Origin of the sequence: Streptomyces sp. NBC_01508 (assembly GCF_045040315.1) — a bacterium.
In the GTDB taxonomy this organism is placed as follows: domain Bacteria; phylum Actinomycetota; class Actinomycetes; order Streptomycetales; family Streptomycetaceae; genus Streptomyces.
Window position 1 is genome coordinate 7,443,700 of record NZ_CP109419.1, and the last position, 24,317, is coordinate 7,468,016.

Here is a 24,317-nt window from a genome sequence, read left to right on the forward strand (position 1 = left end):
GGTGTCGACGGCGGTGGGTACGGCTCCCGGACCGCTCAGCCCAGCAGCGGTATCTCGATGGCGGGGCAGCGGTCCATCACCATGTCGAGACCGGCGGCCCGCGTGCGCTCGTACGCCTTCTCGTCGATCACCCCGAGCTGGAACCAGACCGCCTTCGCGCCGATCGCGGCGGCCTCGTCGGCCACCGGCCCCGCCAGCTCGCTGTTGACGAACACGTCCACCACATCGACGGGGAACGGGATCTCCGCCAGCGACGCGTACCCCCGCTCGCCGTGAACCGTCTCCGCCTTGGGATGCACCGGCACCACGCGCTTGCCGAAGCGCTGGAGCACGGCCGCCACGCCGTACGCCGCCCGCGACCGGTTGCCGGACAGTCCCACGACCGCCCAGGTGTCGCCCGTGGAGGTCAGAATCCCGCGGATCGTCTCATCGTCTGCGTACATGCCCGGACAACGGACGGCACGGCCCGGCAATTCCCCCGCCGGCCCTCGTGGCGACGACCCGCCATGCGGGCGCGGTGGCGGCAGAGCCTAGGGTGGCGCGATGCATGAGCAGTACCGCACCGTCGCCCGCCAGGGAATCCACGAGACCGAGGTCAACCGGTCGCGTTTCCTCTGCGCACTCGCGCCCGCCGCCACCGAGGAGGAGGCGCGGGACTTCGTCGCGGACGTCCGCCGGGAACACCCCACCGCCACGCACAACTGCTTCGCCTACGTCATCGGCGCCGACGCCTCCGTACAGAAGGCGAGCGACGACGGAGAGCCCGGCGGCACCGCCGGCCCGCCCATGCTGATCCGCCGCGACGTGCGCTACGTCGTCGCCGTCGTCACGCGCTACTACGGAGGCATCAAGCTCGGCGCGGGCGGGCTGATCCGCGCGTACGGGGGCGCCGTCGGCGAAGCCCTCGACGCGCTCGGCACCGTCACCCGCCAGCGCCACCGGCTGGCCACGATCATCGTGGACCACCAGCGGGCCGGAAAGCTGGAGAACGAACTGCGGGCCACCGGCCGCACCGTACGCGACGTCACGTACGCGGAGATAGTGACCATCGGGATCGGACTGCCGGACGCCGACGTCGACGCCTTCCGCGCCTGGCTCGCCGACACCACGGCCGGAACAGCCGTACTGGCACTGGGCGGTGAGGCGTACGGCGACATCTGACGCCCCCCGTCCGCACCGGAACCGCCCGGCGGCCCCGTGCCCCACCGGCGCCGTACCGGTGGCCACCCGCGATGTCCGACCCCACCGTTACTCTCAAGGATCATGAGATTCCTGCACACGTCGGACTGGCACCTGGGACGGTCCTTCCACCGGGTCAGCCTTCTCGACGCACAGGCCGCCTTCCTCGACCACCTCGTGGCGACCGCCCTGGCGCACGAGGTGGACGCTGTCCTCGTCGCGGGTGACGTGTACGACCGGGCGGTGCCGCCGCTGTCCGCCGTCGAGCTGTTCGACCGGGCGCTGCACCGGCTCGCCGAGGCCCGCGTACCGACCGTGATGATCTCCGGAAACCACGACTCGGCCCGCCGGCTCGGCGTCGGCGCGGGCCTCATCGACCACGCCGGGATCCACCTGCGCACCGACCCGGCCCGCTGCGCCACCCCCGTCGTGCTCCGCGACGCCCACGGCGACGTCGCCCTCTACGGGCTGCCCTACCTCGAACCGGCCCTGGTCCGCGACGAGTTCAAGGCGGCGAGGACGAGCCACGAAGCCGTCCTCTCCGCCGCGCTCGACCGCGTACGGGCCGACCTCGCACAACGGCCCGACGGCACCCGGTCCGTCGTCCTCGCGCACGCCTTCGTGGTCGGCGGCGCAGCCAGCGACAGCGAACGCGACATCACCGTCGGCGGCGTGTCCGCCGTGCCCACCGGGACGTTCGACGGCGTCGACTACGCGGCCCTCGGCCATCTGCACGGCGCACAGGCCCTCACCGAGCGCGTCCGCTACTCCGGTTCGCCCCTCGCGTACTCCTTCTCCGAGACCGGCCACCGCAAGACGATGTGGCTGGTGGACCTCGGCCCCGGCGGCGAGATCGACGCCGAGCGCGTCGACTGCCCCGTGCCGCGCCCCCTCGCCCGCCTCCGCGGCACCCTCGCCGACCTCCTCGACGACCCGGCGCTCACCCGCCACGAACAGGCGTGGACCGAGGCCACACTCACCGACCCCGTACGACCCGCCGACCCCATGGCACGCCTCGCCGAACGGTTCCCGCACACCCTCAGCCTCGTCTTCGACCCCGACCGGGGCGACGAGGACCAGATCGCGTCCTACGCGCAGCGCCTCGAAGGCCGCAGCGACCAGGAGATCGCCGAGGACTTCGTGGCGCACGTGCGCGGCGGCGCCGGGCCCGACGACCGGGAACGGACCGTGCTGCGCGGCGCCTTCGACCACGTACGGGTCGACACCGCCGTGCGCGAGGTGACCGGATGAGACTGCACCGGCTGAGCATCACCGCCTTCGGCCCCTTCGCCGACACCCAGGAGATCGACTTCGACACCCTGTGCGCCGCGGGGATCTTCCTGCTGCACGGCGCGACCGGCGCCGGGAAGACCTCCGTGCTCGACGCCGTCTGCTACGCGCTGTACGACGCCGTGCCGGGAGCGCGTCAGATCAAGGGCGGCGCCACCAAGGACGCCTCCCTGCGCAGTGACCACGCCCCGGCGGGCACGTACACGGAAGTCTGCCTCGAACTGACCGTCGGCGGACGGCGGCTGGAGATCACCCGGCGCCCCGCGCAGACACGTCCCAAGAAGCGCGGCACCGGCGTCACCACCGAGAAGGCCCAGAGCCGGCTGCGCGAGTACGACCCCGCCAGCGGCGACCGGCGCGCCTTGAGCAAGTCCCACCAGGAGATCGGCGAGGAGATCGGCCAGCTCCTCGGGATGAGCCGCGAGCAGTTCTGCCAAGTCGTCCTCCTGCCGCAGGGCGACTTCGCACGCTTCCTGCGCGCCGACGCCGAGGCACGCGGCAAGCTCCTCGGCCGCCTCTTCGACACCCGCCGGTTCGCCGCGGTGGAGGACCGCCTCGCCGAGCTGCGCCGGGGCGCCGAACAACAGGTGCGGGCCGGGGACGAGCGGCTGCTCGGCGTCGCGCAGCGCATCGCCCAGGCGGCCGGCGCCGGCGTCGAACAGCCGCTGCCCGCACGGCAGCCGGGCGATCCGGGCCTCGCCCCCGCCGTCCTGGCGTGGGCCGCCGTCGCCCGCTCCACGGCGCACGAACGCCGGGACATCGCCGAAGCGGCCCTCGCGGGCGCCGGGAGCAGGCAGGCGGCGGCGCGCCGGCTGCTCGACACCGAACGTGAACTGGCCCGGCTGCAACAGCGGTTCGCCGACGGACGGCGACGCGCCGACGCGCTCGAAGCCCGCCGCCCGGCGTACGAGGCGGCGCGGGCCCGACTGGAGCGGGCACGCAAGGCGGACCAGGTCGCCCCCGCGCTCGCCCTGCGCGCGGACGCCGAGCGCGCCCACCGCACGGCCGCCACCGACCGCGACCGGGCCCGCGCCCGGCTCCCCGCCGACCTCACCGACTCCGGCGCCGACCATCTCTCCGCGCTGGAGCGGAAGATGCTGGAGGAGCTTGGCCGGGTCGACGCCGCCCGCGGCGCCGAGCGGCGCAGCGCCGAGATCAGCCGCGAACGCACCGACCTGGACCGCCAGGCGCGCGCCGACGAAGAGCTGCTGGCCGACGCCGCGGGCTGGCTCGCCGGCTGGGAGAGCGCCCGCCGGGCACACCAGGAACGCGTCGAGACGGCCCAGGAGGCGGCGACCCGCGCCGAACAGCTCGCGGGACAGCTCGAACCGGCCCGCGCGCAGCTCGACGCCGCCCGCACACGCGACGCGCTCGACGCCCGCGCCGCCGCGTCGCAACGCCTCCTGAACAGCGCCCGCGAGCGCGCCAACGACGCCAAGCAGACCTGGCTCGACGTGCGCGAGCGACGGCTGCGCGGCATCGCCGCCGAACTCGCCGCCCGCCTCGTCACGGGTGAGCCCTGCGCGGTCTGCGGCTCCGCCGACCACCCCGCGCCCGCGCGGGCCGCGGCGGGCCAGGTCGACCAGGCGTCGGAGGACGCCGCGTCCGCCGCCTCCCGCCGGGCCGAGGCGGCCGTCGCGGACGCCGAGCGCGAGCACGCCTCGGTACGGGAGGAGTACGCGGCGGCCCGGTCGGCCGCCGGCGGATCCACCCTCGCCGAACTGGCCGCGCTCACCGAGCGGCTGGGCCGCGAGCACGGGGCGGCGCACCGCCTCGCCGCCGGTACGCACGCCGCCCGCGAGGCGCTGGCCCGCGCCGAACGGGAGCGGGAGGACCGGCTCACCGCACAGCGGTCGGCCGAGAACCGCGTAGCGGCCCGTACCTCACGGCGCGAGGCGCTCGACCGCGAACAGACCGGCCTCGAAGCGGAACTGGCCCGCGCCCGCGGCGGCGCCGACAGCGTCGCCGCGCACGCCGAACGGCTGGCGGGCCGGGCACGGCTGCTCGCAGAGGCGGCCGACGCGGTGCGGGACTTCGACACCACGGCCCAGCGGCTCAAGGACGGCGACGACCGGCTCGCGAGCGCCGCGTTCCGGGCGGGGTTCGACACCCCGCGCGAGGCGGCCGCGGCCCTGCTGTCCGGCCCGGAACAACGCGATCTGACCCACCGGATGGACGACTGGCAGGCCGAGGCCGCCACCGTCGCCGACCGGCTCGCCGAGCCCGACGCACGCGAGGCAGCCGAACAGCCGCCCGCCCGGCTCGACACGGCGCTGCTGTCCCACGAGGCGGCCGAGACCGCCCTGCGCGCCGCGTCCGCCGCGCTCGCGGGCGCCCGCGAGCGAAACGGCGAGCTGGCCAGGCTTTCCCGCCAGGCCGAGGAAGAGGTGCGGCGCCTCGGCCCCCTCCGTACGGAGTACTCACGGGTGGCCCGACTCGCCACGCTCACCGCAGGCACCTCCACCGACAACGACCGCAAGATGCGCCTGGAGTCGTATGTCCTGGCCGCCCGGCTCGAACAGGTCGCCGCGGCGGCCACCGCGCGGCTGCTGCGGATGTCCTCGGGCCGCTACACCCTGGTCCACTCGGACGCGCGGAGCGGCGGAGTGAAGCGGTCCGGACTCGGGCTGCACGTGCTCGACTCCTGGACGGGCAACGCGCGGGACACGGCGACCCTGTCCGGCGGGGAGACGTTCTTCGTGTCCCTCGCGCTCGCGCTGGGCCTCGCGGACGTCGTGACCGACGAGGCGGGTGGCGCGCGCCTGGACACCCTCTTCATCGACGAGGGATTCGGCAGCCTGGACGACCAGACACTGGACGAGGTGCTGGACGTGCTGGACTCGCTGCGCGAACGCGACCGCAGCGTCGGCATAGTCAGCCATGTCGCGGACCTTCGCCGGCGGATCCCGACCCAGCTGGAGGTGACCAAGTCCCGCCGGGGTTCGACGGTCAGCCTCCGCACAGGGGGCGCCGACGGCTGAGCGGGGACGGTCCACCGCGCCGCGCGGAAAACCGAGTGACAGCGGTCGGACGGTCGGTCACCATCGGGGCCATGCCTCAACTCCCCGACCCCAGTGGCGAATCCCTGCGCCGCGAGCACCTGCCCCTGCGGGGTCGTACCGCCCTCGTCACCGGTGCGAGCAGACGGGGCGGCATCGGGTACGCGGTCGCCCGCCGGCTCGCCGCGTACGGCGCGAGCGTCTACCTCCACCACCATGTGCCGCACGACCGGGCCAAGCCCTGGGGAGCGGATCCCGACGGCCCCGAGGGGGTCGCCGCCGCGGTGCGCGAAGCCCTCGGACATCCGGGCGCGCACGTCGCGCACGGACCAGGTGACCTGTCCGACCCCGAGGGTCCCGCCCGACTCTTCGGGGCGGCCCGTGAAGCACTCGGCGGCGAGGTCGACATCCTGGTGGCCAATCACGCCCTCAGTGGCTCGGACGGTGCCCTGCAGGACATCGACGCGGCGATGCTCGACGCGCACTGGGCGACCAACACCCGCTCCGTGGTCCTGCTGATCCAGGAGTACGCCAGGGCGCGGGCCGCCGACCCGGTCCGGATGCGGCGCGGCGGTCGCGTCGTGATGATGACCTCCGGCCAGAACCTCCGGTCCGGCATGCCCGAGGAGATCGCCTACAGCCTGTCCAAGGGCGCGCTCGCCTCGGCGACCCACACCCTGGCCGCCTCCCTCGCGAGCCTCGGGATCACGGTCAACACTGTCAACCCCGGCCCCGTGGACACCGATTACCTCACCGGCGCGGCCTACGACGAGATCGCCGGGATGTTCCCGGCCGGACGCTGGGGGATGCCGGACGACCCGGCGAGGCTGATCGCCTGGCTCGCCACGGACGAGGCCGAGTGGATCACCGGCCAGGTCATCAACTCCGAGGGCGGATTCACCCTGGGCGGGGGCACTTCACGCCTGTCCCGCATGATCCCCGGCCCCACGAGCGGCCGGCGGACCCCCGAAGATCCGCCGGCAGGACCTAGGGTCTTTCGTTTGGATCTTGCCGGGCTCGCGGGGTCTGGTGCCGCGCCTCGCCGCGTTGATGGCGGAAGGGCAGGCACGGCTCCCGCCATGCCTCCCTCCTCCGCCTCGCGATCCACGGCACCAGACCCCGCCCCCTCATCCGGCCCGATCCAAACGAAAGACCCTAGGCCGCGCGGCGTGGACACCATGTGGGAGGCGTGCGTGGGGCCCGTGATCCGTGGGCCGTGGACAGCGGTCGGGTGTTAGTCTCCCCGCGACTTGGTCGGTTGCGAGGGTAGTCGCGATGCCGGGTGCGCAGAGGGCGCGTTGACGCCGCCGGCATCCGGGGTACGGGGGGCGAGGATGTCTGTTGGACAGGGCTATCAAGTAGCGACCGCGAAGATGTCCCGACCAGCCAATGAGCTGGACGGATCCGGTGACGACGCGGAGAAGATCCGCAAAGCCGTCGACCCCGTGATGTGTTACGCGCAGTCCGTGCTCGGCGGTTCCGACGCCGCGACGGCGTTCAACGATTTCGCGGAAGCCTGGGTGGCCGAGACCGCCACACTGCGGGACGCCCTGCACGAGCTGGCGGACAAGGTCCGCCTCGCCAAGGGGGCGTACGCGGGAAGTGATGAGCTCGTCAAGATGGAGACGAACAGTGTTCAGGTGGGAGGCGACTCCCTGACCACGATGCCGGCGCCCAGCGGGGACAGCCACCTCACCAACATGCCGACCTATGCCGACCGTCCGTCGGCTCTGTCCGAGTACTGAGGGGGTGCCCGATGGCGGAGTCCACGACCGAGCGTCGTGCGCGGTTGGAGGGGTTGTGCGAGAGCATCCCGAAGGCCGGGAGCAAGAACGGCCTGCTGGAACTGATCGACCAGGCGCTCGGGGTGGCCGCGCCGGAGGGCGATCCGGCGACGCTTAAGTCGCTGGGCAAGCGGTATCGCACGCAGGTCGACGAGGCGGGTGACCTGTACGACCGGGTGGGCAGGGTGGCCCGCAAGGGGCTGCCGGAGGTCTGGGCCGGTGATACGAGTGTGCTGGCCTCGGACGCGGTCAGTGCCGCGTCGCGGGCGGCGTCGCAGTTGGCGGAGGCGTTCCAGGGCGGTGCCCGGGCGCTGACCGCGCTGGCCGACGCGGTCAGGGTCGCCCAGCAGCAGGACGGCGACGGCCGAGCCAAGTTGCGGGACGCGAGGACGTCGCTCGGCGGCAGAGACGGGACCTTCGACAACTGGCACGAGGACGACGGTGAGGAGTCCGCCCGGCTGAGGGCGCGCACCGTCGCCGCCGACGGGGTCGAGTTGAGGCGTACGGCCGCTGTCTCCGCCGACGACGCCGCGCGTGCCGCGGCCCGCGATCTCAACAAGTGGGCGGCCGAGGCCCGCACCGGGAAGATGGACACCGACAACCTGACCGCCGTCGACCGTCTCATGCTCGCCGACACCAGCAACGTGGGCGGCGATCCCGATCTGAACGAGATCCTCAGCGCCAACGACCTCGAACGGGCCGGCCGGGCCATGGAGAAACTGTCGCCGGCCGAGAGCGCCCGGATGGAAACGCTCCTGGCGAACGCGTCGACGCCACAGGAGAAGGCGTATCTCATGAAGGCCCTCGCCGCGGGTTACTCCGTGGACGAGGTCTCGGAGTTCGGCGGGAAGATCCACGGCAAGGACCCGGCGTGGCTGAGCGAGTACCTTTCGCCGGTCACCACCAATTCCGAGACCGGGCAGGAAGACCAGAAGTTCGGCGACCGGTCCTGGAGCCAGGACGGCCTCACCTGTGTTCCCTCCTCCACCGTCACCGCACGCGCCATGGTCGACCCCGTCTACGCTCTGGGGCTCACCGGCGGCCCCAGCGGCCAGGAGAACGACCCGGCGGCCTTCCGCGAGCGGCTCACCGACGAGCAGTTGCGGTTGCACGAAGAGGGCGACGGATCCAACGACGGCTGGTTCTGGGAGGAGGGCAAGCCGACCGGCATGGACGACGAGGGCCAGGTCGACATCTCCAACAAGGAGCTGAGCCCCCACACCGGCGACAGCTACGAGTCGCGTGACATGGACAATGCCAACGACCGCCGTGATGTGCTGACCGACATCAACAAGTCCGTCGCCGAGGGCAAGCCCGTCCCCATCAACATCGAGGGCGAGACCGACGGCGAATGGGTCGGCCACGGCGTGATGATCGTCGGACAGGAGGGCGGCATGCTCCAGATCTACAACCCCTGGGGCACCACCACCTGGGTCAGCGAGGAGGACTTCATCAACGGAGACCTCAGCGCGGCCAGCGACGACCGTTTCGACAACGTCAACCGCGTCTACATCGACCAGGACTGACCATGCGCACCATACGGACAACAACAGCTTCCCGCCGCACGGCAGTTGCCGTGCTCCCCCTCCTCGCCACGGTCGTGCTGACCGGCTGTGGATTCTTCGGGCCGACCGAGTACGGCACGCGGGAGCGGACCCTCACGGTCGACGCCGGTGACGAGTTCACGCTGAACGTCCCCGCCAGTTCGGCCATGGGCGACAACTGGTACATCGCCGACCCGAAGCCGGCCGAGGACATCCTCGACTACGGGGGCAAGCGAGAGGACAACGACGCCGGCGACGACGGCGAGGAGTACTTCGACTTCACGGCGGTGAAGTCCGGCAAGGCCACGGTCAAGCTGGTGCACTGCCCGGGCGGTCGTTGCCACAGCGCTGCCGAGGCCGCGGCCGGGCCCTCGTCCGACTCCACCGCCGACCCCCTTCGCGGCCCCATTCCCACGGCGACCGGCGCACCGAATGAGCGGGTGGAGTACTTCCTGTACGAGATCACCGTCCGCTGACCTGACCTGACCTGACCTGACTCGACTCGACCTGACCCGATCCGGACCGGAATTCGGAAGCCGAGGGCCCCATGCCACCCGTCCCCAGCACCCGCCCGCGCACCGACGACGAACTCGTCGCCGCCACCGACATCCCCATCCTCCTGCGCTACGGCCTCACCCAGGACACCTTCCGTACCGCCCTGTCCGGTGACGGCGCCATCGCCGCCGCCATCACTCTCGACCGGCTCGGCGTCGTCCCTCGCTCGGTGGCGTTCGTCGCCGAGGTCGTGCGGGCCGGTGGCCTCGTGTACGCCGCGGAGCTGCCCGAGCCCCTGCCCCGGCCCGACGCGGCGGCGCTCCTGCGCGACTGGCTGGAAAACGCCGCACAGGCCGCCGCCACGCCGGAGGGTGAGGCGGGCGCCGCCCGCTGGCTGGACTCGGTCGCCGAGATCATCGGCATGCGCCGCGCCGCCCGCGACCGGGCCGCCGCCGACGGCGCCTGACCCACGGCGGATCATTCGCCTGAGCAGTCTCGGACACGCTCTTCCGATCCGTCCGTGCCGTGACCGAGAGGCCGCGAACGGGCAGGCGCCCGGCATCGGCACGCCGGGCGCCACGCCCCCGCTCAGAGCTTGGACAGCTCGTCCACCAGATCGTCCAGCCCCAGCGAGCCCTGGGACAACGCCGCCATGTGCCACGCCTTGGCGTCGAACGTGTCGCCGTGCCGTTCGCGGGCGTTCGCGCGGCCCAGCAGCCACGCCCGCTCGCCCAGCTTGTAGCCGATCGCCTGGCCCGGCATCGACAGATAGCGGGTCAGTTCGCTCTCCACGAAGTCCGCCGGCCTGCCGCTGTGCATCCCGAAGAACTCCTGAGCCAGATCGGGCGTCCAGCGCTCACCCGGGTGGAACGCGGAGTCCGCCGGGATCTCCAGCTCCAGATGCATACCGATGTCCACGATGACCCGGCAGGCCCGCATCATCTGCGCGTCCAGATAGCCGAGCCTGCGCTCCGCGTCCGGCAGGAAGCCCAGCTCGTCCATCAGCCGCTCCGCGTACAGCGCCCAGCCCTCCGCGTTCGCGCTGACACCGCCCACGGACGCCTGGTAGCGCGAGAGCTGGTCGGCGACATGGGTCCACTGCGCGATCTGGAGGTGATGGCCGGGAACGCCCTCGTGGTACCAGGTCGACACCAGGTCGTACACCGGGAATCGGGTCTCGCCCATCGTCGGCAGCCAGGTGGTGCCGGGGCGGGAGAAGTCCTCCGAGGGGCCGGTGTAGTACGGCGCCGCCGGGCCGCCCGCCGGAGCGATGTGGGACTCCACCCTCCGTACCCGCTCGGCGAGTTCGAAGTGCGTGCCGTCCAGCGCCTCGATGGCCTCGTCCATCAGGGCCTGGAGCCACTTGCGTACCTCCTCCACCCCCTCGATGTGCTCGCCGTGCTTGTCGAGATGGGCCAGCGCCTCCCAGGGGGTCGCGCCGGGGAGGATCTTGTCGGCCTCGGTGGTCATCTCGGCGTGCAGCCGGTGGTACTCGGACCAGCCGTATGCGTACGCCTCGTCGAGATCGAGGTCCGCGCCGTTGAAGTAGCGCGACCAGCGGGCGTAACGCTCGCGGCCCACCGTGTCGGGCGCGTCCTCGACGGCCGGCGCGTACACGTCCCGCATCCAGTCGCGCAGGGCGACGACGGCGCCGGTGGCGGCACCCGCCGCCGCGTCCAGCTCCGCACGGAGGGAGTCGGGCCCGGCCGCCGCGAACTCCTCGAACCAGCCCCGGCCGTCGCCCGCCCACTCCGTGAGCTGGCCGATGAACGTCGCGGTCGGCCGCGGCCCGCCCGGCAGCTTCCGCTCCAGACCGAGGGCCAGCGACTCGCGGAACCCGCCCAGCGCGGCCGGTACGGCACGCAGGCGCTGGGCCACAGCCGCCCAGTCCTCGTCCGTCGCCGTCGGTGTCACGGTGAAGATGTCGCGGACGTGATGGGCGGGGGAGTGGATGTTGCTGACCGCGCGCAGGTGCTCATCGGTGTCGTGGATGGCGAGTTCGGCGGTCAGCCGTTCGTGGAGCAGCCTGGCGCAGCGTCGCTCCTGGTCGCTGTCGGCCCCCGGCAGCTTCGTCGCGATGTCGAGCTTGGCGAGGGTCGCGCGGGCGAGGTCGGCGACCGCCCGTGCTCCGTCCGGCGAGAAATCGGGGAGACGGCCGGAGCTGGCCGCGATGCCCAGGAAGGTACCGGTGATCGGATCGAGTTCGATGAGTGCGTCGACATAGGCGTCGGCGACCTGGCGGGGCAGCGCGCTGCTGGAAGTGTCTGGCATGGCGACATCCTCTCCGAGCGCGGACCGCGAGTCACCCCACCTCAGGGCCGCGTCGTCGGCGGAATGGCTGATGAAGGGGGCATCAGCGGTCCGCAGTCCCACTGCTGGAAGACCAGCCGCGTCTCGACACGGGCCACTTCGGGCCGTGAGGTGAACTCGTCCACCACGAGCCGCTGAAGATCCGCAGTGTCCGCGACGGCCACATGGACCAGATAGTCGTCCGGTCCGGTCAGATGGAACAGCGCGCGGGACTCCGGCAGGCTCCGGATCCGTTCCACGAATGGCTTGATCAGCTCGCGGCGGTGCGGCCGGACCTGCACGGACAGCAACGCCTGGAGTCCACGGCCGAGTTTGGCCGGATCGAGGCGCAACTGGTGTCCCAGAATCACCCCGGAACGCCGCAGCCTGCCCACCCGGTCCAGACACGTCGACGCGGCCACCCCGACCTCGGCGGCGATCTCCCGGTAGGTGGTCCGTGCGTCGTTCTGCAACAGGCGCAGTATGTGCAGATCGACCGCGTCAAGTACGACGGACTCGCTCATCCGGCGAACGTAGCACGGAGGTTTCCCGGCGAATCCCGCCGAATGTTCACAGTGCGTGCATGGACCCCATGGATGCCGATGGCATGACCGCACCCGGACTCGTACCCGGTCCCCAGGACTTCCCCCGGGACTTCCTTCAGGACCGTCCCCAGGCCCTTCCCCGCGCGCTCGCGACCGAGGCCGTGCACGCGGGGCGCGAGGATCTCGCCCGGCTCGGTGTGCACGCCGCGCCGATCGACCTGTCGACGACGTACCCCTCGTACGACACCCGTGGCGAGGCCGCGCGGATCGACGAGTTCGCCGCCACCGGCGCACGCCCCGACGGGCCGCCGGTCTACGCGCGCCTGGACAACCCGACGACGGCCCGGTTCGAGACGGCGCTCGCCCGGCTGGAGGGCACCGAGAGCGCGGTGGCCTTCGCCAGCGGCATGGCGGCGCTGACGGCCGTCCTGCTCGTCCGCTCGGGCGCGGGACTGCGCCATGTCGTCGCCGTACGGCCTCTGTACGGATGCAGCGACCACCTGCTGACCGCCGGGCTCCTCGGTACGGAGGTCACCTGGACCGACCCCGCGGGCATCGCCGACGCGATCCGCCCCGACACCGGCCTCGTGATGGTCGAGACCCCCGCCAACCCGACCCTCGCCGAGGTCGACATCGCCGCCGTCGCCCACGCCTGCGGCTCGATACCGCTGCTGGTCGACAACACCTTCGCCACGCCCGTCCTGCAACGGCCCGTCGAGCACGGCGCGCGGCTCGTCCTGCACAGCGCGACGAAGTATCTCGGCGGGCACGGCGACGTACTCGGCGGTGTCGTGGCGTGCGACGAGGAGTTCGCGCGCAAGCTGCGCCAGGTGCGGTTCGCGACCGGCGGTGTGCTGCACCCGATGGCCGGATATCTGCTGCTGCGCGGTCTGTCCACGCTGCCGGTGCGGGTCCGGGCGGCCTCCGCCACCGCGGCCGACCTCGCCCGCAGGCTGGCCACCGACCCGCGTATCGCCCGCGTCCACTACCCGAGCATCGGCGGGGCGATGGTCTCCTTCGAGGTGTACGGCGACCCGCACGAGGTGATCGCCGGCGTACGGCTGATCACCCCGGCGGTCAGCCTCGGCAGCGTGGACACGCTCATTCAGCACCCGGCGTCCATCAGCCACCGGATCGTGGCCGAGGGCGACCGGCGTTCGGCCGGGGTGAGCGAGAGGCTGCTGCGGATGTCGGTCGGTCTGGAGGACGTCGAGGATCTGTGGCGGGATCTGACCGAGGCGCTCAGCGCCCGGCCTGGTCGCGCACCGCGATCTCCGGAGTCCCGTACGGCGCCTCGTGCGGGGTCCCGTAGGTAGCTCCCCGCCGCGTTCCGCGCGGGCTGCCGTACGGCGTTCCGTACGGCGTCTCGTCCGTGGCGGGCGCCTGCCGCCGGTCGTCCTGCCGGTCGTCCTGCCGGTCGTGCGTCCCCTTGAGGCGGGCGGTCACGACCAGCGTGCCACCCTCTATCTGGTAGTCGAGCGGCAGGCCGAGTCCGCGCATGGCGGCGACCATGCCGGTGTTGGACGCCTGGGTGACGGCGTACACGCTCGCGCAGCCCGCCTCGACGGCGAGCGCGACCAGCCGGCCGAGAAGTTCGGAGCCGATGCCGCGCCGCTGCCAGGCGTCCTCGACGATCAGCGCGACCTCCGTCTCGTCGCCGTCCCACAGGAGATGGCCGAGCGCGACGAGGCGCCCGGACGCCGTCTGGACCTTGAGGGTCCGCCCGTGACGCGGGCTCAGCAGATGGTCGAGATAGCGGTCCGCGTCCCCCACCGGACCGTGGTAGCGCAGGCCCAGGGTCTGTTCCGAGCAGCGCTCGTGCATCGCCGACGCCGCGTCGACGTCGCTCCGGTCGGCGCGGCGCACGGTGATCTTGCCTTCGGGCAGCGTCAGGACGTCGCGGCCGCGCGGGACGCGCGGGCCGAGGCGCGCGTCGAGTTCGACCAGGGCGCGGGCCCTGGCGAACTCGGTGGGCGTGAACGGCAGATGGTGCCGCTCGACGGTGATCACGCCGCCGTTCGGGTCGCGCATGCGCATCGTTGTGCCCTCCAGGATGCCCTCGACGGGGGCGCTCTCACCGGTCGGCCGGCCGGTGGGAGAGACGGCGGGCAGCGAATGGATCGTGCAGCGGCCGAGCAACTGCCTCAGGGCGAGAGGGAGTTCGGCGGCGTCCAGGGCGGTACGGGTGGCCAGGCCCAGGACCCGGGTCGGCGCGTCCACGAGGTCGTGCGTGTCGGCGCGCTCGATCCAGATGTCACTGCCGCCCGCGAGGGAGATCTCACGGGTGAGCTGCCGCGCGGGCAGCGCGGCGGGCGCGCGCAGCAGGAACTCGTCGACGGTGCCGGCGGCCAGCGGGTGCGTCTGAAGGGTGAGGATGTCCACCCGGCGGCGGGCGAGGACCGTGCACACGGCGGCCAGCGAACCGGGGGCGTCCCGCACGGTGGCGCGCATGCGCCAGAGCGCGGTGGCGGTGCTGATGTTGGTGCTGGTCTGCGTGCCGGTGGCGGTGGGAGTGTTCGTGTCGGTCGTCCCGCCGGTCTCGGCCGAGGCGTCCCCGGCCGTGCCCGACGGGGCGCCGGCCGGGGGCGCGTGGCCGTGGTGCCGTGACCACCAGGTGTGGAATCCGGCCGTGATGATCAGGGCGATCGCGGAGGCGACGAGCAGGAACGGTCCGTCCGGCCCGTGCGCGATCATGTTCGCGACAGCGTCGGCGACCGCCACCGCGGTGAACAGGGCGGCCAGTTCGACGAGATCCCGGCGCCAGTGGTGGGGGCGGCGGGCACTCTTCGATGAAGTCACATCGGTCATGACCTCACTGTGGCCCAATGGTGTTGCGCGATCACGAACGTACTGTGACTGATGGGTAAAAGATGTTTCTGTTCGCCTATCAACTACTTTTGGTTGATTTATGGCGCGAGTTGTCCACGAACTTGGAGGAGCGCGACCGGTGGTGATCCCCCAGGCCTGGCTCAGCCGCCCGAAATGGCACGCAGCGCGTCCAGATGGCGTCGGTAAACAGCCCGCCCCTCGCTGGTCAGTGCCAGCCAAGTCCGGGGCCTGCGCCCCATCCTGCCCTTGGTGACCGAGACGAGGCCCGCTTCCTCCAGCGAGGCTACCTGCTTGGAGAGCGCCGAGTCCGTCACCTCCACCAGATCCCGTACGAAAGCGAACTCGGCCTTGTCCGTGGGCGCCAGGGCGGCGACCACCGACAGCCGTACGGGAGAGCTGAGCAGCGGCGCGAGCGCGTGGCGGGGATGCCTGCCGGCGTCGGTCATGACGATCGCCGGACTTCCCACCACGCGCCCACGGCCATCGGGGACGCGCAGATCAGGGCGGCGACCGCGGCGAACGGCACGCTGTCCCGGAAGGGGCCGGTGGACAGGGCGACGGTGACCGCGAACAGCACCGCCCAGGTGCCCACCAGGGAGCCGTGCAGGACGCCGAAGTGGCGGCTGACGACACGTCGGCTCGCGGCGTAGAGACTCAGCCCGCCCACCAACAGCACGTTGGTGATCCCGAAGGTGATCGCCGCCGTGACTCCGTGCCAGAGCACGGCCATCGGGACCAGTGCCAACTGGCCGACCGCGAAGACGCCCAGATACCGGGCGTACCAGCGCGTCCCGCGGCGTGCGGCCCCCTCCACGCTGCTCGCCCGGCTCAACGCGCCCACGGCGTCAATGTGTTCGGTCATGACTTCCCCCGGATCTCACACCGTTGCTGGAAATGCCAGCAAGTGCCACTCTTGCATCTACTTTCCAAAGTTGCAAGTAAGTGAGTGGGTGAGCGAGGCGCGGCAGGCAGCCGGGGGAAGGGGAGCGCGTGAGGAGGCGGCCCTACTGGCCCACCCGGCCCGGCTTCAGCACCTTGCTGAACAGCACCCTGTTCCCCTCGGCCCGCAGCCGCACCGTCAACTCCCCGCTCCCGCCGTCGATGTCGACCTCGCCGAAGTACTGCGGCGACTCCATCGGCGAGACGTTCGCCCGGTCCGGGGCCTGGACGAAGACACGGTCCGGCCCGAACGTCGCGTCCAGCGCGTTCGCCTGGAAGCCGCCCGCCGCCAGCGGACCCGACACGAACTCCCAGAACGGCGCGAAGTCCTTGAAGGCCGCCCGCTCCGGCGCGTAGTGCTGCGCCGACGTGTAGTGCACATCCGCCGTCAGCCACACCGTGCCGGTGATCCGCCGGTGCTTGATGTACCGCAGCAGGTCGGCGATCTGGAGCTCCCGCCCCAGCGGCGCGCCCGGGTCGCCCTGCGCGATCGCCTCGATGTTCGCCGTACCGTCCGGCACGACCAGACCGATCGGCATATCGGCCGCGATCACCTTCCACACCGCCCGCGAGCGCGACAACTCGCGCTTGAGCCAATCGAGTTGATCGACGCCGAGAATGCCCGTCGTGTCGTCGGCCTGCCGGCCGGGGGAGTTGGCGTTCCGGAACGAGCGCATGTCCAGTACGAACACGTCGAGCAGCGGCCCGTACGGCACCACCCGGTGCACCCGCCGGTCCTCGCCACGCGCCCGGAGCGTCGGCACCGGGAAGTACTCGCCGAACGCCTGGAGCGAGCGGGCCGCCAGCACGTCGACGTCCTTCTCCTGGTAGCGGACGTCGTCCAGGATCTGCCCCGGATACCAGTTGTTTCGCACCTCGTGGTCGTCCCACTGCACGATCGTCGGCACCTGCGCGTTGAACCGGCGGACGTTGTCGTCGAGCAGGTTGTATCGGAACTGGCCCCGGTACTCGTCCAGCGTCTCGGCGACCTTCGACTTCTCCTCGGTGACGAGGTTGCGCCACACGCGCCCGTCCGCCAGCGTCACCGACGGCAGCAGCGGCCCGTCCGCGTACACGGTGTCGCCGCTGCACAGGAAGAAGTCAGGGTCGAGCCCGCGCATGTCGTCGTACGCGCGATAGCCGCCGATGTCCGGGTTGATGCCCCAGCCCTGGCCCGCGATGTCGCCCGACCACAGGAACCGCACCCCCTGCCGTCGTCGCGCCGGAGCCGTACGGAACGTGCCGTACACCGGCTCGCCCGTACGCCGCGGGTCGTCGGGATCGGCGAGCGTCACCCGGTAGTGCACCTGCTCGCCGGCGGGCAGTCCGCGCAGCGGCGTCGTCCCCGTGAAGTCGGTGCCGGGACCGAGGAGCGGGCCGTGCCAGGTACGCGCACGGCGGAAGGAGTTGGTCGCCGAGGTCTCCACCACCATCCGCGCGGGCCGGTCGGAGCGGACCCACACCAGGCCGGACGACGAGGTCACGTCGCCCGTCTGGACACCCCAGCCGGCGCTCGGCCGGCCGGAGAGCGCCTGGGCGGGCGCGGCGCCGGCGACCGTCCCGGCGACGGCCGCGGCCGTCGTGGGCAGGGCCAGTGCGGCGGAGGCGGCGAGGGAGCCGCGCAGTACGGTACGGCGGTCGGTGGCGGGATTCCGGGAGCTGTACGTCATCGATGTGCCTCCTGCGTCGGACTGGGCGAGTGATCGGCGGGACCGTGACCCGGGGGACGGTGTGCCGTGCCATACGTAGCGCCCGGCGACGGCCGGCACACGAACCCCGGATGAACAACCTGCCCACCACCACACGCGAATCAGCCCCGGCCGACCGCCCGCGCCAGCAGCCGCACCCCGCGCGTGATGTCGGACGGCGACTGGTGCGCGTACCCCATGACCAGCCGCACCCGGCCGTCGTCCGGCCGCGCCGTGCCGTGGTACGCCAGCGCGCGCAGCGCGACACCGGCACCCGCCGCCCGCTGAAGGAACCGCGCCTCGGGACCGTAACGGGCCGGGAGCAGAGCGATGATGTGCAGGCCCGCCGCGATCCCGCTGACCTCCGTGCCGGGGAAGTGCTCGTCCAGCGCCGCGATCAGCGTGTCCCTGCGCCGCTGGTACGCCAGTCGGCAGCGGCGCAAGTGGCGGTCGTAGCCGCCCTGTTCGACGAAGTCCGCGAGCAGCGCCTGCTCCAGCACCGGATTGCCGAGATCCATCGTGCGCTTGCGCTCGACCAGTTCCTCGGTCAGCTCCTCCGGCGCCAGCAGCCAGCCGATCCGCAGCCCCGGCGCCATCGACTTGCTGACCGACCCCATGTACGCGACGCGCTCCGGGTCCAGACCCTGCAACGCGCCGACCGGGGCCCGGTCGTAACGGAAGTCCCCGTCGTAGTCGTCCTCCAGCACGAAACCGTCCACCGACCGCGCCCAGCCGAGGAGTTCGGTCCTGCGCGCCGCCGAATAGGCGATACCCGTCGGGTACTGATGCGCCGGGGTCGCCACCACCGCGCGTACTCCCGCCCGCGCCGCCGCGCCCGGCACCAGACCGTCGGAGTCCAGCGGCAGCAGCACCGACCGCAGCCCGGCCGAGCCGAGCACCGCGATGTTCTCGGGGCTGCCGGGATCCTCCAGACCCACGGTGCGCGCCCCGCGCCGGTGCAGCGCGAACCCCAGTAGCGTCATCGCCTGCGCCACCCCCGAGCAGACCAGCAGCCGCTCCGGATCGGCCACCACCCCGCGCCGCCGCACGAGGAGCGCCGCCAGCGCCGTACGCAGCTCCGGCAGCCCCCGCGGATCCGGATAGCCCAGCGCCCGGTGCGGCAACCGCGCCAGCACGGCCCGGTGCGCGGCGCCCCACGCGGCTCGCGGGAAGAGCGACAGATCCGGCGTGCCCGGCACGAAGTCGGCCCGCGCGCCCGGTGTGTGGGGCGCCCGGTCACGCGCCGCCGGTGCCGCCGCCCGTACGGAATCGCCCACCCAGGTCCCCGAACCGTGCCCGCTGCGCAGATAGCCCTCGGCGGTGAGCTGTTCGTACGCGTCGGTGACCAGGCCACGCGACACGCCGAGATCGGCGGCGAGTTCACGGCTGGACGGCAGCCGGGTGCCCGCCGCCAGCCGCCCCGACCGCACCGCCTCACGCAGCGCCGACTGGAGCACACGCCCACGCCGCCGGGCCGGCGCGGACGCGAGCAGCACGTCCCACGTCTCCGTCCACGCGGTCCGCGCCCCGGCGTCCCCCGCACGGGGCACCCGATCACCCGAAGTGGTTCCCGATACCGTCATGAAAGTGGACCTTAAACGGGACCACCTCGATCCCTAGCGTCGTCCTCATGAAAGCCACTTCCTCCGGCGGCCCCCTGGCCGGGATGCTCCTCGCCGCTCTCGCCTGCACACTCGTCGGCGCCTCCTTCACCGCCAACAGCGTCCTCGGCGACTACCCGTACGCCGGCGGCCAGGCCGTCCGCTACGGCATCGCCTGCCTGCTGCTCCTCCCGCTCGTCGCCCGGGGCGCCGCCGCGCCGCTGCGCGCCCTCACCCGGCGGCAGTGGGGCCGGCTCGCCGCCGTCGCCGCCGTCGGCATGGTCGGCTTCAACCTGTCCGTCATCGCCGCCGAGCGCACCGCCGAACCCGCCGTCCCGGGCGTCCTCGTCGGCTGCGCGCCGGTCGTCGTCGCCGTCCTGTTCCCGCTGCTGAGCCGCCGCCGCCCCGCCCGCGCCGTCGTGTACGGCGCGCTGCTGGTCGCCGTCGGCGCGTTCACCGTCCAGGGCTGGGGCCGCACGGACGGGGCCGGCCTCGCCTGGTCGGTCGCCGCGCTCGCCGGCGAGGTCGGCTTCGCCGTACTGGCCGTACCGGTGCTGCGTCCGCTCGGGCCCAAGCTGCTCTCCGCGACGGTGGCCGGCGTCGCCGCGATCGAGTCCACGATCGCCGGACTCGTCCTGGACGGCGCCGGGTTCGTCCGTATGCCCACCGGCGAGGAGGCGTTCGCGCTCGGCTGGCAGGCGGCGGTGGTGACGGTGATCGGCTTCATCTGCTGGTACATGGCCATGCAGCGCATCGGCGCGGAACGGGCCACGCTGTTTTCCGGCCTCATCCCGGTGGCGGCGGCGCTCACCGCGCCCCTGGTGGGCACCGGGGCGTACGGCCCCGCCCAGGCAGCCGGAAGCCTGCTCGTGGGCATCGGCGTGGCACTCGGCTCCGGAGCGTTCCAAGCGCGCGCCGCCGCCCGCCGGGTCGCCGGGAAGGAACCCGTGACCACCCCCTGACGTGCCCGTATGTGTCTGTCCCGACATACACGGCCGCCCACCCCCGGGTCTGTCACCTGCCGACGCCGCCGTTTCACGCCAACTCCGCGAACTCTGCGTGAACGAACTGTGGCAGAGTGCGATTCCTCGGAGCCGTGCCCGCAGGATTGGTCTTGACCAACACGGTCGGCCGTCCTACTCTCGAAGAGTTAGTGCAGGAACCTTTAATAAACAAGTGCATGGAAAAGCCGCCGGGGACACGGCGATTGCGGAGGATCACGGTGGGGACCACGCAGCTCGAAACGGTGCCGGAGCCCAAGTACTGGCACCTCAAGACCGTTCTGGGCGAGGCACTCGACTCCGATTTCGCGGTCGGGGAGGTGCTGCCCAACGAGCGCGACCTCGCCGCCCGCTTCGGAGTCGCACGCGCCACGCTCCGCCAGGCACTCGAACAGCTCGAACTCGAAGGCCGGTTGCAGCGCCGCCGCGGCGTCGGTACGACCGTCGCGCCGCCGCGCATGGGTGTCGACGTGTCGACGACCCAGCAGGAGTGGCCGGGTGCGGACCCGGACGCCTGGCAGCCCGTCGACTCGGTGCTCGCCGCGACGCCCGCGGCCGTGGCCAAGATGCTCGGTACGGACACGGCCGACCAGGTCCACACGGTCCGCAGGACCCGCGTGACCCACGGCCAGACCGTGGCGGCCGAACTGCTGTACGTCCCCGTGGGCTCGGTGCCCGAGCTGCCCGCCATGGACATCCCCTCGGGCCCCGCCCGCGCACGCAGCGTGCTGCGGGAGCTTCAGCGGCTCGGCATGGAGGGCCAGGACCGCGCCGTGGAACTGGGCTCGGCCCGCGCGGACGACGCCAAGGAGCTCGACCGGCTGCCCGGCGCGCCCGTGCTCGTCGTCACCACCCGCTACCTGGCCGGGGGCCGCACGGCGGCCGTCTCGGTGGCGACCTACCGGGCCGACACCTGCCGGCTCACCTTCGGGGACACCGGCGACGTGCGGATAACCATGGCGCCGGTCGGCGCGTAGGTGAGGGCCTTGAGCGTGATCAGTGCTGGTCGCCTTCGGAGACGGTGAACTCGGAACGACCGATGGTGGTCTCAGCTGGGCCGTCGGTGTCCAGCCACCGGGCATGAGAGCCGGGCACGGCGCAAGTCCGCCCGTCGACCGACGTCTTGACCACGGGTTGGCATGAAGTCGGTGACTGGGACGGTGCCTTCGGCCATGGTCCAGTAGGACTCAAGGATCCGTGTGCCGTCCTGGTACTGGCGGCGGCGGCCGGCGGTCTCATCGCTCGTGGCCCTTAGGGCGTGTTGCGAGAGTAGCGCCGTCCGCCCGAAGGGCGGGGCCGACGGCGTCTGGTGCGTGCGATCGCAAGGCGGAGGATCGTTCTCGTACTGGACGTACTTGGATGATTCCGACAACGCGGCGAGTGCGCGTGCCAGGCGTCGTCGGCCAGGCGGGACTTTCGCAACACGCCCTAAGGGGGGCGATGCGCCAGAGGCCGTGGTCGTCGGTCCCCAGCAGATCCGCGAATACGGCCGGGGAGTCGAAACGGGGCAGGCACAGCCAGTCGACGCTGCCGTCCCGGCTCACGAGGGCCGCAGCGTGCGTGTCGCCGATGAGCCCGTAGTCCTCGATACGTGCTGCCATGATGATCCGTTCGATGCGGGTACGCGGCCGGCTCCGGCTTGCACAGCCTGGAGGCAGGGCGCGCACGAATGGGGTGGGCGGGTGCAGGGGGTGGTGCGGCTCGCCCCCGGCGGTGTCGGGTGTCGCGCCGGGCGCGGTAGGCGTGGACCGGCGTGTGGCGCCCGAAGGGGCCGTCGCCCTGCTGTCGCACCGGTGGCCCGGACACCTCAAACCCTCGTGGGAACCCTCCGGGAGGATCACCGAGACCAGCCAGGCCCGCCTTCTCCTCGGGCGGCGGCCGAGCGCCGTTGACGGGGTACAACCGTGAGACAGTTCTCGCCCCCCTCCGCCGTGGGGCGTTGAGCCCTGACGCTTGGTCGCGCCGGTCGGAGGGGAATTGCCCGCAGGAGGGGCGCGTGCGGGGGAACCGGCCGCGTCATTGAGGCCCGACACCCCTCACACTCGTGCCACCAGCCCTTGCGGCCACCCGCCGAGCGCTGGGCGAGACGGCATGAACGCCCAAGCCCCTGCCCAATTCGAAGGATCCAAATTTGTCCAGTTCAGCCGGCCACGCTCCAGAGGATTCGTATGGCGGGCCGGATTTCCTTCTGTGGCATCCGGTGTGCGCTGACTCGCCGAACGACTCACCGGCACCTTCGACGTGACAGCCGAGGATTTTGAGGAGATCGGCAACGGAACGAAAAGGGACGATCTCGTCGCCGCTTTCACGACCAGCCTGGGAATGTACGCCGGCCGCATCGACAGCCGGCCGCGGGAGCGGTACAGCTTGCCGTCGAGGTCGTCGATCTCGTGCAGGACCAGGCGGGCCAGGCCGTACGCGAACCGGGTGTCCCGTCGGTGTCCGGGTGGGTGATGGCGATGTGGAGCGGTCTGGGAACGAGGGCTGGGCGGGCGTGGCGGAGCTTGCGGGCCTGCCCAAGAGGTTGGGCGCAAGCGAACGGGACGTTGCGGAGGCGGCATTCCGCACGGATGTTGCGGTCAGTCCGCTTCTGGCCGGTCGCACCGCAGAGAGCGGCGATGCCGGCGTTCCGCCTCTCGGTATAGAGGGGGTCATTCGGGAAGCACCAGGCGATTCGAGCCTCCACAGCATGGCCACAATTCCTTCACCGAGACCCTCGCCGGTCTCTGTCAAGTCGGATACGGAGACGATGACTTGACGGAGCGTCAGTGCTGGCCGGTGATATGATTTCCGGCACATGCCAGGTGGGTTTTTCTCTTAGACGATGCCTACAGTCAGAGGTCCTCCAGGTGGCGAATACCGCCGTCAGTCGAGGGCCCGCATGGATAGGTTTCCGGGAGCTGGACCTCAGCCGCTCAAAGAGAGTCACATGACGAATTTTTGGCAGGACCCGACAGTCTGGGCGCTCGCTGTCGGCGCCCCTGTCGCGACCACGGTCGTCTTCCGGCAGCGAGGGACGATCAGAGCGTTACGCCAACAGAAGCAAGGTCTCGAAGGTTCGCTGGTCGAACTGCAGAGCCGCCACGCCCACGTCGAATCCACCCTCGATGAGCTGCGGGGCAGCTACGACGAGGTTGTCCGGCAGGCCAAGGAGGAGGCGGAGAACGCCACGAAGACCGTGCTGAAGTCTGCCATGCAGACGATTCAGGGCCTTGCGGCCGAGCAGCAGCGGGTCATCTCCAATCTGCAGACCAAGTACGGCGACTCGGCCATCCTGAAGGATCTGCTGGACGTCGACCACATGAACGCCCAGTTCAACAGACGCGCGCAGTCCATCACCGTGCTGTGCGACGGCTGGCTCGGCAGGCAGCGGGAGGCGGCATCGGTCTACGACGTGATCCGTGGCGCCCAGGGGAAGATCCGGCACTTCCAGCGCGTTGACGTTCTCTCGCAGGTGGACTTCGCGGTGGCCAGCCGTGCCGTCGAGCCGGTCGCGTTGACGTTGGCCGAACTGCTCGACAACGCCACCAGCTACTCGGCGCCGGAAGCCATGGTCGAGATCAACGTGCGAACGGTGCCCAAGGGCATCTGCATCGTGATCGACGACGCGGGCGTCGGCATGAGCGAGGAAGAGAAGACCAACGCCTCGGCTCTCCTGTCCGGTTCAGCCGGGGTCAGTGTTGCCGAGCTGGGCAACCCTCCCAAGTTCGGGTTCGCGGTGATCGGCGCCTTGTGCGCTCGCTACGGCTTCACGGTGGCGATCGACACCACCTCTCCTTACGGGGGAGTTCGCGCGGTGGTGCTGGTGCCGGAGGACCTGCTCACCACCACGCCGGCACCCAAGATGCCCACTGCGGCCGTATCGACCGATCCTGACCTGCACGGCAGCGAACAGGGTCCTGCGGGAACCACATCCGATGGGTTGCCCAAACGCAGGCGCAGGCGGTCCATGGCAGTCGTGCGCGACGGGAATCACCTCTCCCCCCCGCCGGCCGCCCGGTCGAACGAGGAGAGGGCAGCGGTCATGGGCGCCTTTCAGCGCGGCACTGTCACCGGCCGAGGTGCGGTGGTGCCGGCCACCGAGCACAAGCCCAGCTCCGCCGACGCATACAAAGGACCTGATGCCCCGTGAGT

At 71.7% G+C, this 24,317-nt stretch carries 19 protein-coding genes and 2 pseudogenes; 12 read left to right on the forward strand and 9 right to left on the reverse strand.

Annotated elements, in window-relative coordinates:
• Positions 1-35: 35 nt before the first annotated feature.
• A complete protein-coding gene (locus OG700_RS34390) occupies positions 36-443 on the reverse strand; it encodes a CoA-binding protein (protein ID WP_405620491.1) in 408 nt (135 codons plus the stop codon).
• A gap of 100 nt (positions 444-543) precedes the next feature.
• Here OG700_RS34390 and OG700_RS34395 point away from each other — a divergent pair, with 100 nt between their 5' ends.
• From OG700_RS34395 to OG700_RS34430, 8 genes and pseudogenes are all read left to right on the forward strand, one after another.
• Positions 544-1,161, forward strand: a complete 618-nt coding sequence (locus OG700_RS34395; protein WP_405620493.1) for a YigZ family protein — start codon at positions 544-546, stop codon at positions 1,159-1,161.
• Between the two features lie 102 nt (positions 1,162-1,263).
• Positions 1,264-2,430 carry an exonuclease SbcCD subunit D gene (locus OG700_RS34400; RefSeq protein WP_405620495.1) on the forward strand — a complete coding sequence of 389 codons (1,167 nt, stop codon included), beginning with the start codon at positions 1,264-1,266 and terminating at the stop codon, positions 2,428-2,430.
• The gene (locus OG700_RS34405) at positions 2,427-5,450 is read left to right on the forward strand and encodes an AAA family ATPase (protein WP_405620497.1); all 3,024 of its coding nucleotides are present in this window, start codon (positions 2,427-2,429) and stop codon (positions 5,448-5,450) included. The genes OG700_RS34400 and OG700_RS34405 overlap by 4 nt, the downstream gene beginning before the upstream one ends.
• A 71-nt stretch (positions 5,451-5,521) precedes the next feature.
• Positions 5,522-6,367: pseudogene (locus OG700_RS34410) on the forward strand (SDR family oxidoreductase); the annotation flags it as partial.
• Between the two features lie 474 nt (positions 6,368-6,841).
• The gene (locus OG700_RS34415; RefSeq protein ID WP_405620498.1) at positions 6,842-7,213 is read left to right on the forward strand and encodes a hypothetical protein; all 372 of its coding nucleotides are present in this window, start codon (positions 6,842-6,844) and stop codon (positions 7,211-7,213) included.
• Between the two features lie 11 nt (positions 7,214-7,224).
• Positions 7,225-8,778, forward strand: coding sequence for a peptidoglycan-binding protein (locus tag OG700_RS34420; protein WP_405620500.1), 1,554 nt, complete (start codon positions 7,225-7,227; stop codon positions 8,776-8,778).
• A 2-nt stretch (positions 8,779-8,780) separates the two neighbouring features.
• The gene (locus OG700_RS34425; RefSeq protein ID WP_405620502.1) at positions 8,781-9,272 is read left to right on the forward strand and encodes a hypothetical protein; all 492 of its coding nucleotides are present in this window, start codon (positions 8,781-8,783) and stop codon (positions 9,270-9,272) included.
• A 71-nt stretch (positions 9,273-9,343) separates the two neighbouring features.
• The gene (locus OG700_RS34430; protein ID WP_405620504.1) at positions 9,344-9,757 is read left to right on the forward strand and encodes a hypothetical protein; all 414 of its coding nucleotides are present in this window, start codon (positions 9,344-9,346) and stop codon (positions 9,755-9,757) included.
• A gap of 122 nt (positions 9,758-9,879) precedes the next feature.
• On the opposite strand, the gene OG700_RS34435 is transcribed toward OG700_RS34430, so the two are convergent.
• Both OG700_RS34435 and OG700_RS34440 read right to left on the reverse strand, forming a co-directional pair.
• Positions 9,880-11,562 carry a DUF885 domain-containing protein gene (locus OG700_RS34435; protein WP_405620506.1) on the reverse strand — a complete coding sequence of 561 codons (1,683 nt, stop codon included), beginning with the start codon at positions 11,560-11,562 and terminating at the stop codon, positions 9,880-9,882.
• A gap of 41 nt (positions 11,563-11,603) precedes the next feature.
• Positions 11,604-12,104 carry an Lrp/AsnC family transcriptional regulator gene (locus OG700_RS34440; protein WP_405620508.1) on the reverse strand — a complete coding sequence of 167 codons (501 nt, stop codon included), beginning with the start codon at positions 12,102-12,104 and terminating at the stop codon, positions 11,604-11,606.
• 59 nt (positions 12,105-12,163) lie between these two features.
• On the opposite strand from OG700_RS34440, the gene OG700_RS34445 reads away from it, so the two are divergent.
• Positions 12,164-13,441: a trans-sulfuration enzyme family protein gene (locus tag OG700_RS34445; protein WP_405620510.1), complete on the forward strand. Its 1,278-nt coding sequence runs from the start codon at positions 12,164-12,166 to the stop codon at positions 13,439-13,441.
• Here OG700_RS34445 and OG700_RS34450 read toward each other — a convergent pair.
• The 5 genes from OG700_RS34450 to OG700_RS34470 form a co-directional block, all read right to left on the reverse strand.
• On the reverse strand, positions 13,368-14,933 hold the full coding sequence (locus OG700_RS34450; protein ID WP_405620512.1) for a GNAT family N-acetyltransferase: 1,566 nt from the start codon (positions 14,931-14,933) through the stop codon (positions 13,368-13,370). The two genes, OG700_RS34445 and OG700_RS34450, sit on opposite strands and share 74 nt — an antisense overlap.
• A gap of 161 nt (positions 14,934-15,094) precedes the next feature.
• On the reverse strand, positions 15,095-15,400 hold the full coding sequence (locus OG700_RS34455; protein ID WP_405620514.1) for a winged helix-turn-helix domain-containing protein: 306 nt from the start codon (positions 15,398-15,400) through the stop codon (positions 15,095-15,097).
• Positions 15,397-15,816, reverse strand: coding sequence for a hypothetical protein (locus tag OG700_RS34460; protein WP_405620516.1), 420 nt, complete (start codon positions 15,814-15,816; stop codon positions 15,397-15,399). Before OG700_RS34460 ends, OG700_RS34455 begins: the two co-directional genes overlap by 4 nt.
• Before the next feature lie 142 nt (positions 15,817-15,958).
• Complete coding sequence (locus OG700_RS34465; protein WP_405620518.1) at positions 15,959-17,563, reverse strand: alkaline phosphatase D family protein; 1,605 nt, start codon at positions 17,561-17,563, stop codon at positions 15,959-15,961.
• Positions 17,564-17,703: 140 nt separating this feature from the next.
• Entirely contained in the window at positions 17,704-19,164 is a 1,461-nt protein-coding gene (locus OG700_RS34470) for a PLP-dependent aminotransferase family protein (RefSeq protein WP_405620520.1), read from the reverse strand.
• Positions 19,165-19,211: 47 nt separating this feature from the next.
• On the opposite strand from OG700_RS34470, the gene OG700_RS34475 reads away from it, so the two are divergent.
• On the forward strand, positions 19,212-20,144 hold the full coding sequence (locus tag OG700_RS34475) for a DMT family transporter (protein ID WP_405620522.1): 933 nt from the start codon (positions 19,212-19,214) through the stop codon (positions 20,142-20,144).
• 260 nt (positions 20,145-20,404) lie between these two features.
• Entirely contained in the window at positions 20,405-21,160 is a 756-nt protein-coding gene (locus OG700_RS34480) for a GntR family transcriptional regulator (RefSeq protein WP_405620524.1), read from the forward strand.
• Positions 21,161-21,607: 447 nt separating this feature from the next.
• Here OG700_RS34480 and OG700_RS34485 read toward each other — a convergent pair.
• Positions 21,608-21,784: pseudogene (locus tag OG700_RS34485) on the reverse strand (trehalase-like domain-containing protein); the annotation flags it as partial.
• A gap of 1,328 nt (positions 21,785-23,112) precedes the next feature.
• Between OG700_RS34485 and OG700_RS34490 the strand changes: the two are divergent.
• A complete protein-coding gene (locus OG700_RS34490; protein WP_405620526.1) occupies positions 23,113-24,315 on the forward strand; it encodes an ATP-binding protein in 1,203 nt (400 codons plus the stop codon).
• Positions 24,316-24,317: the final 2 nt, after the last annotated feature.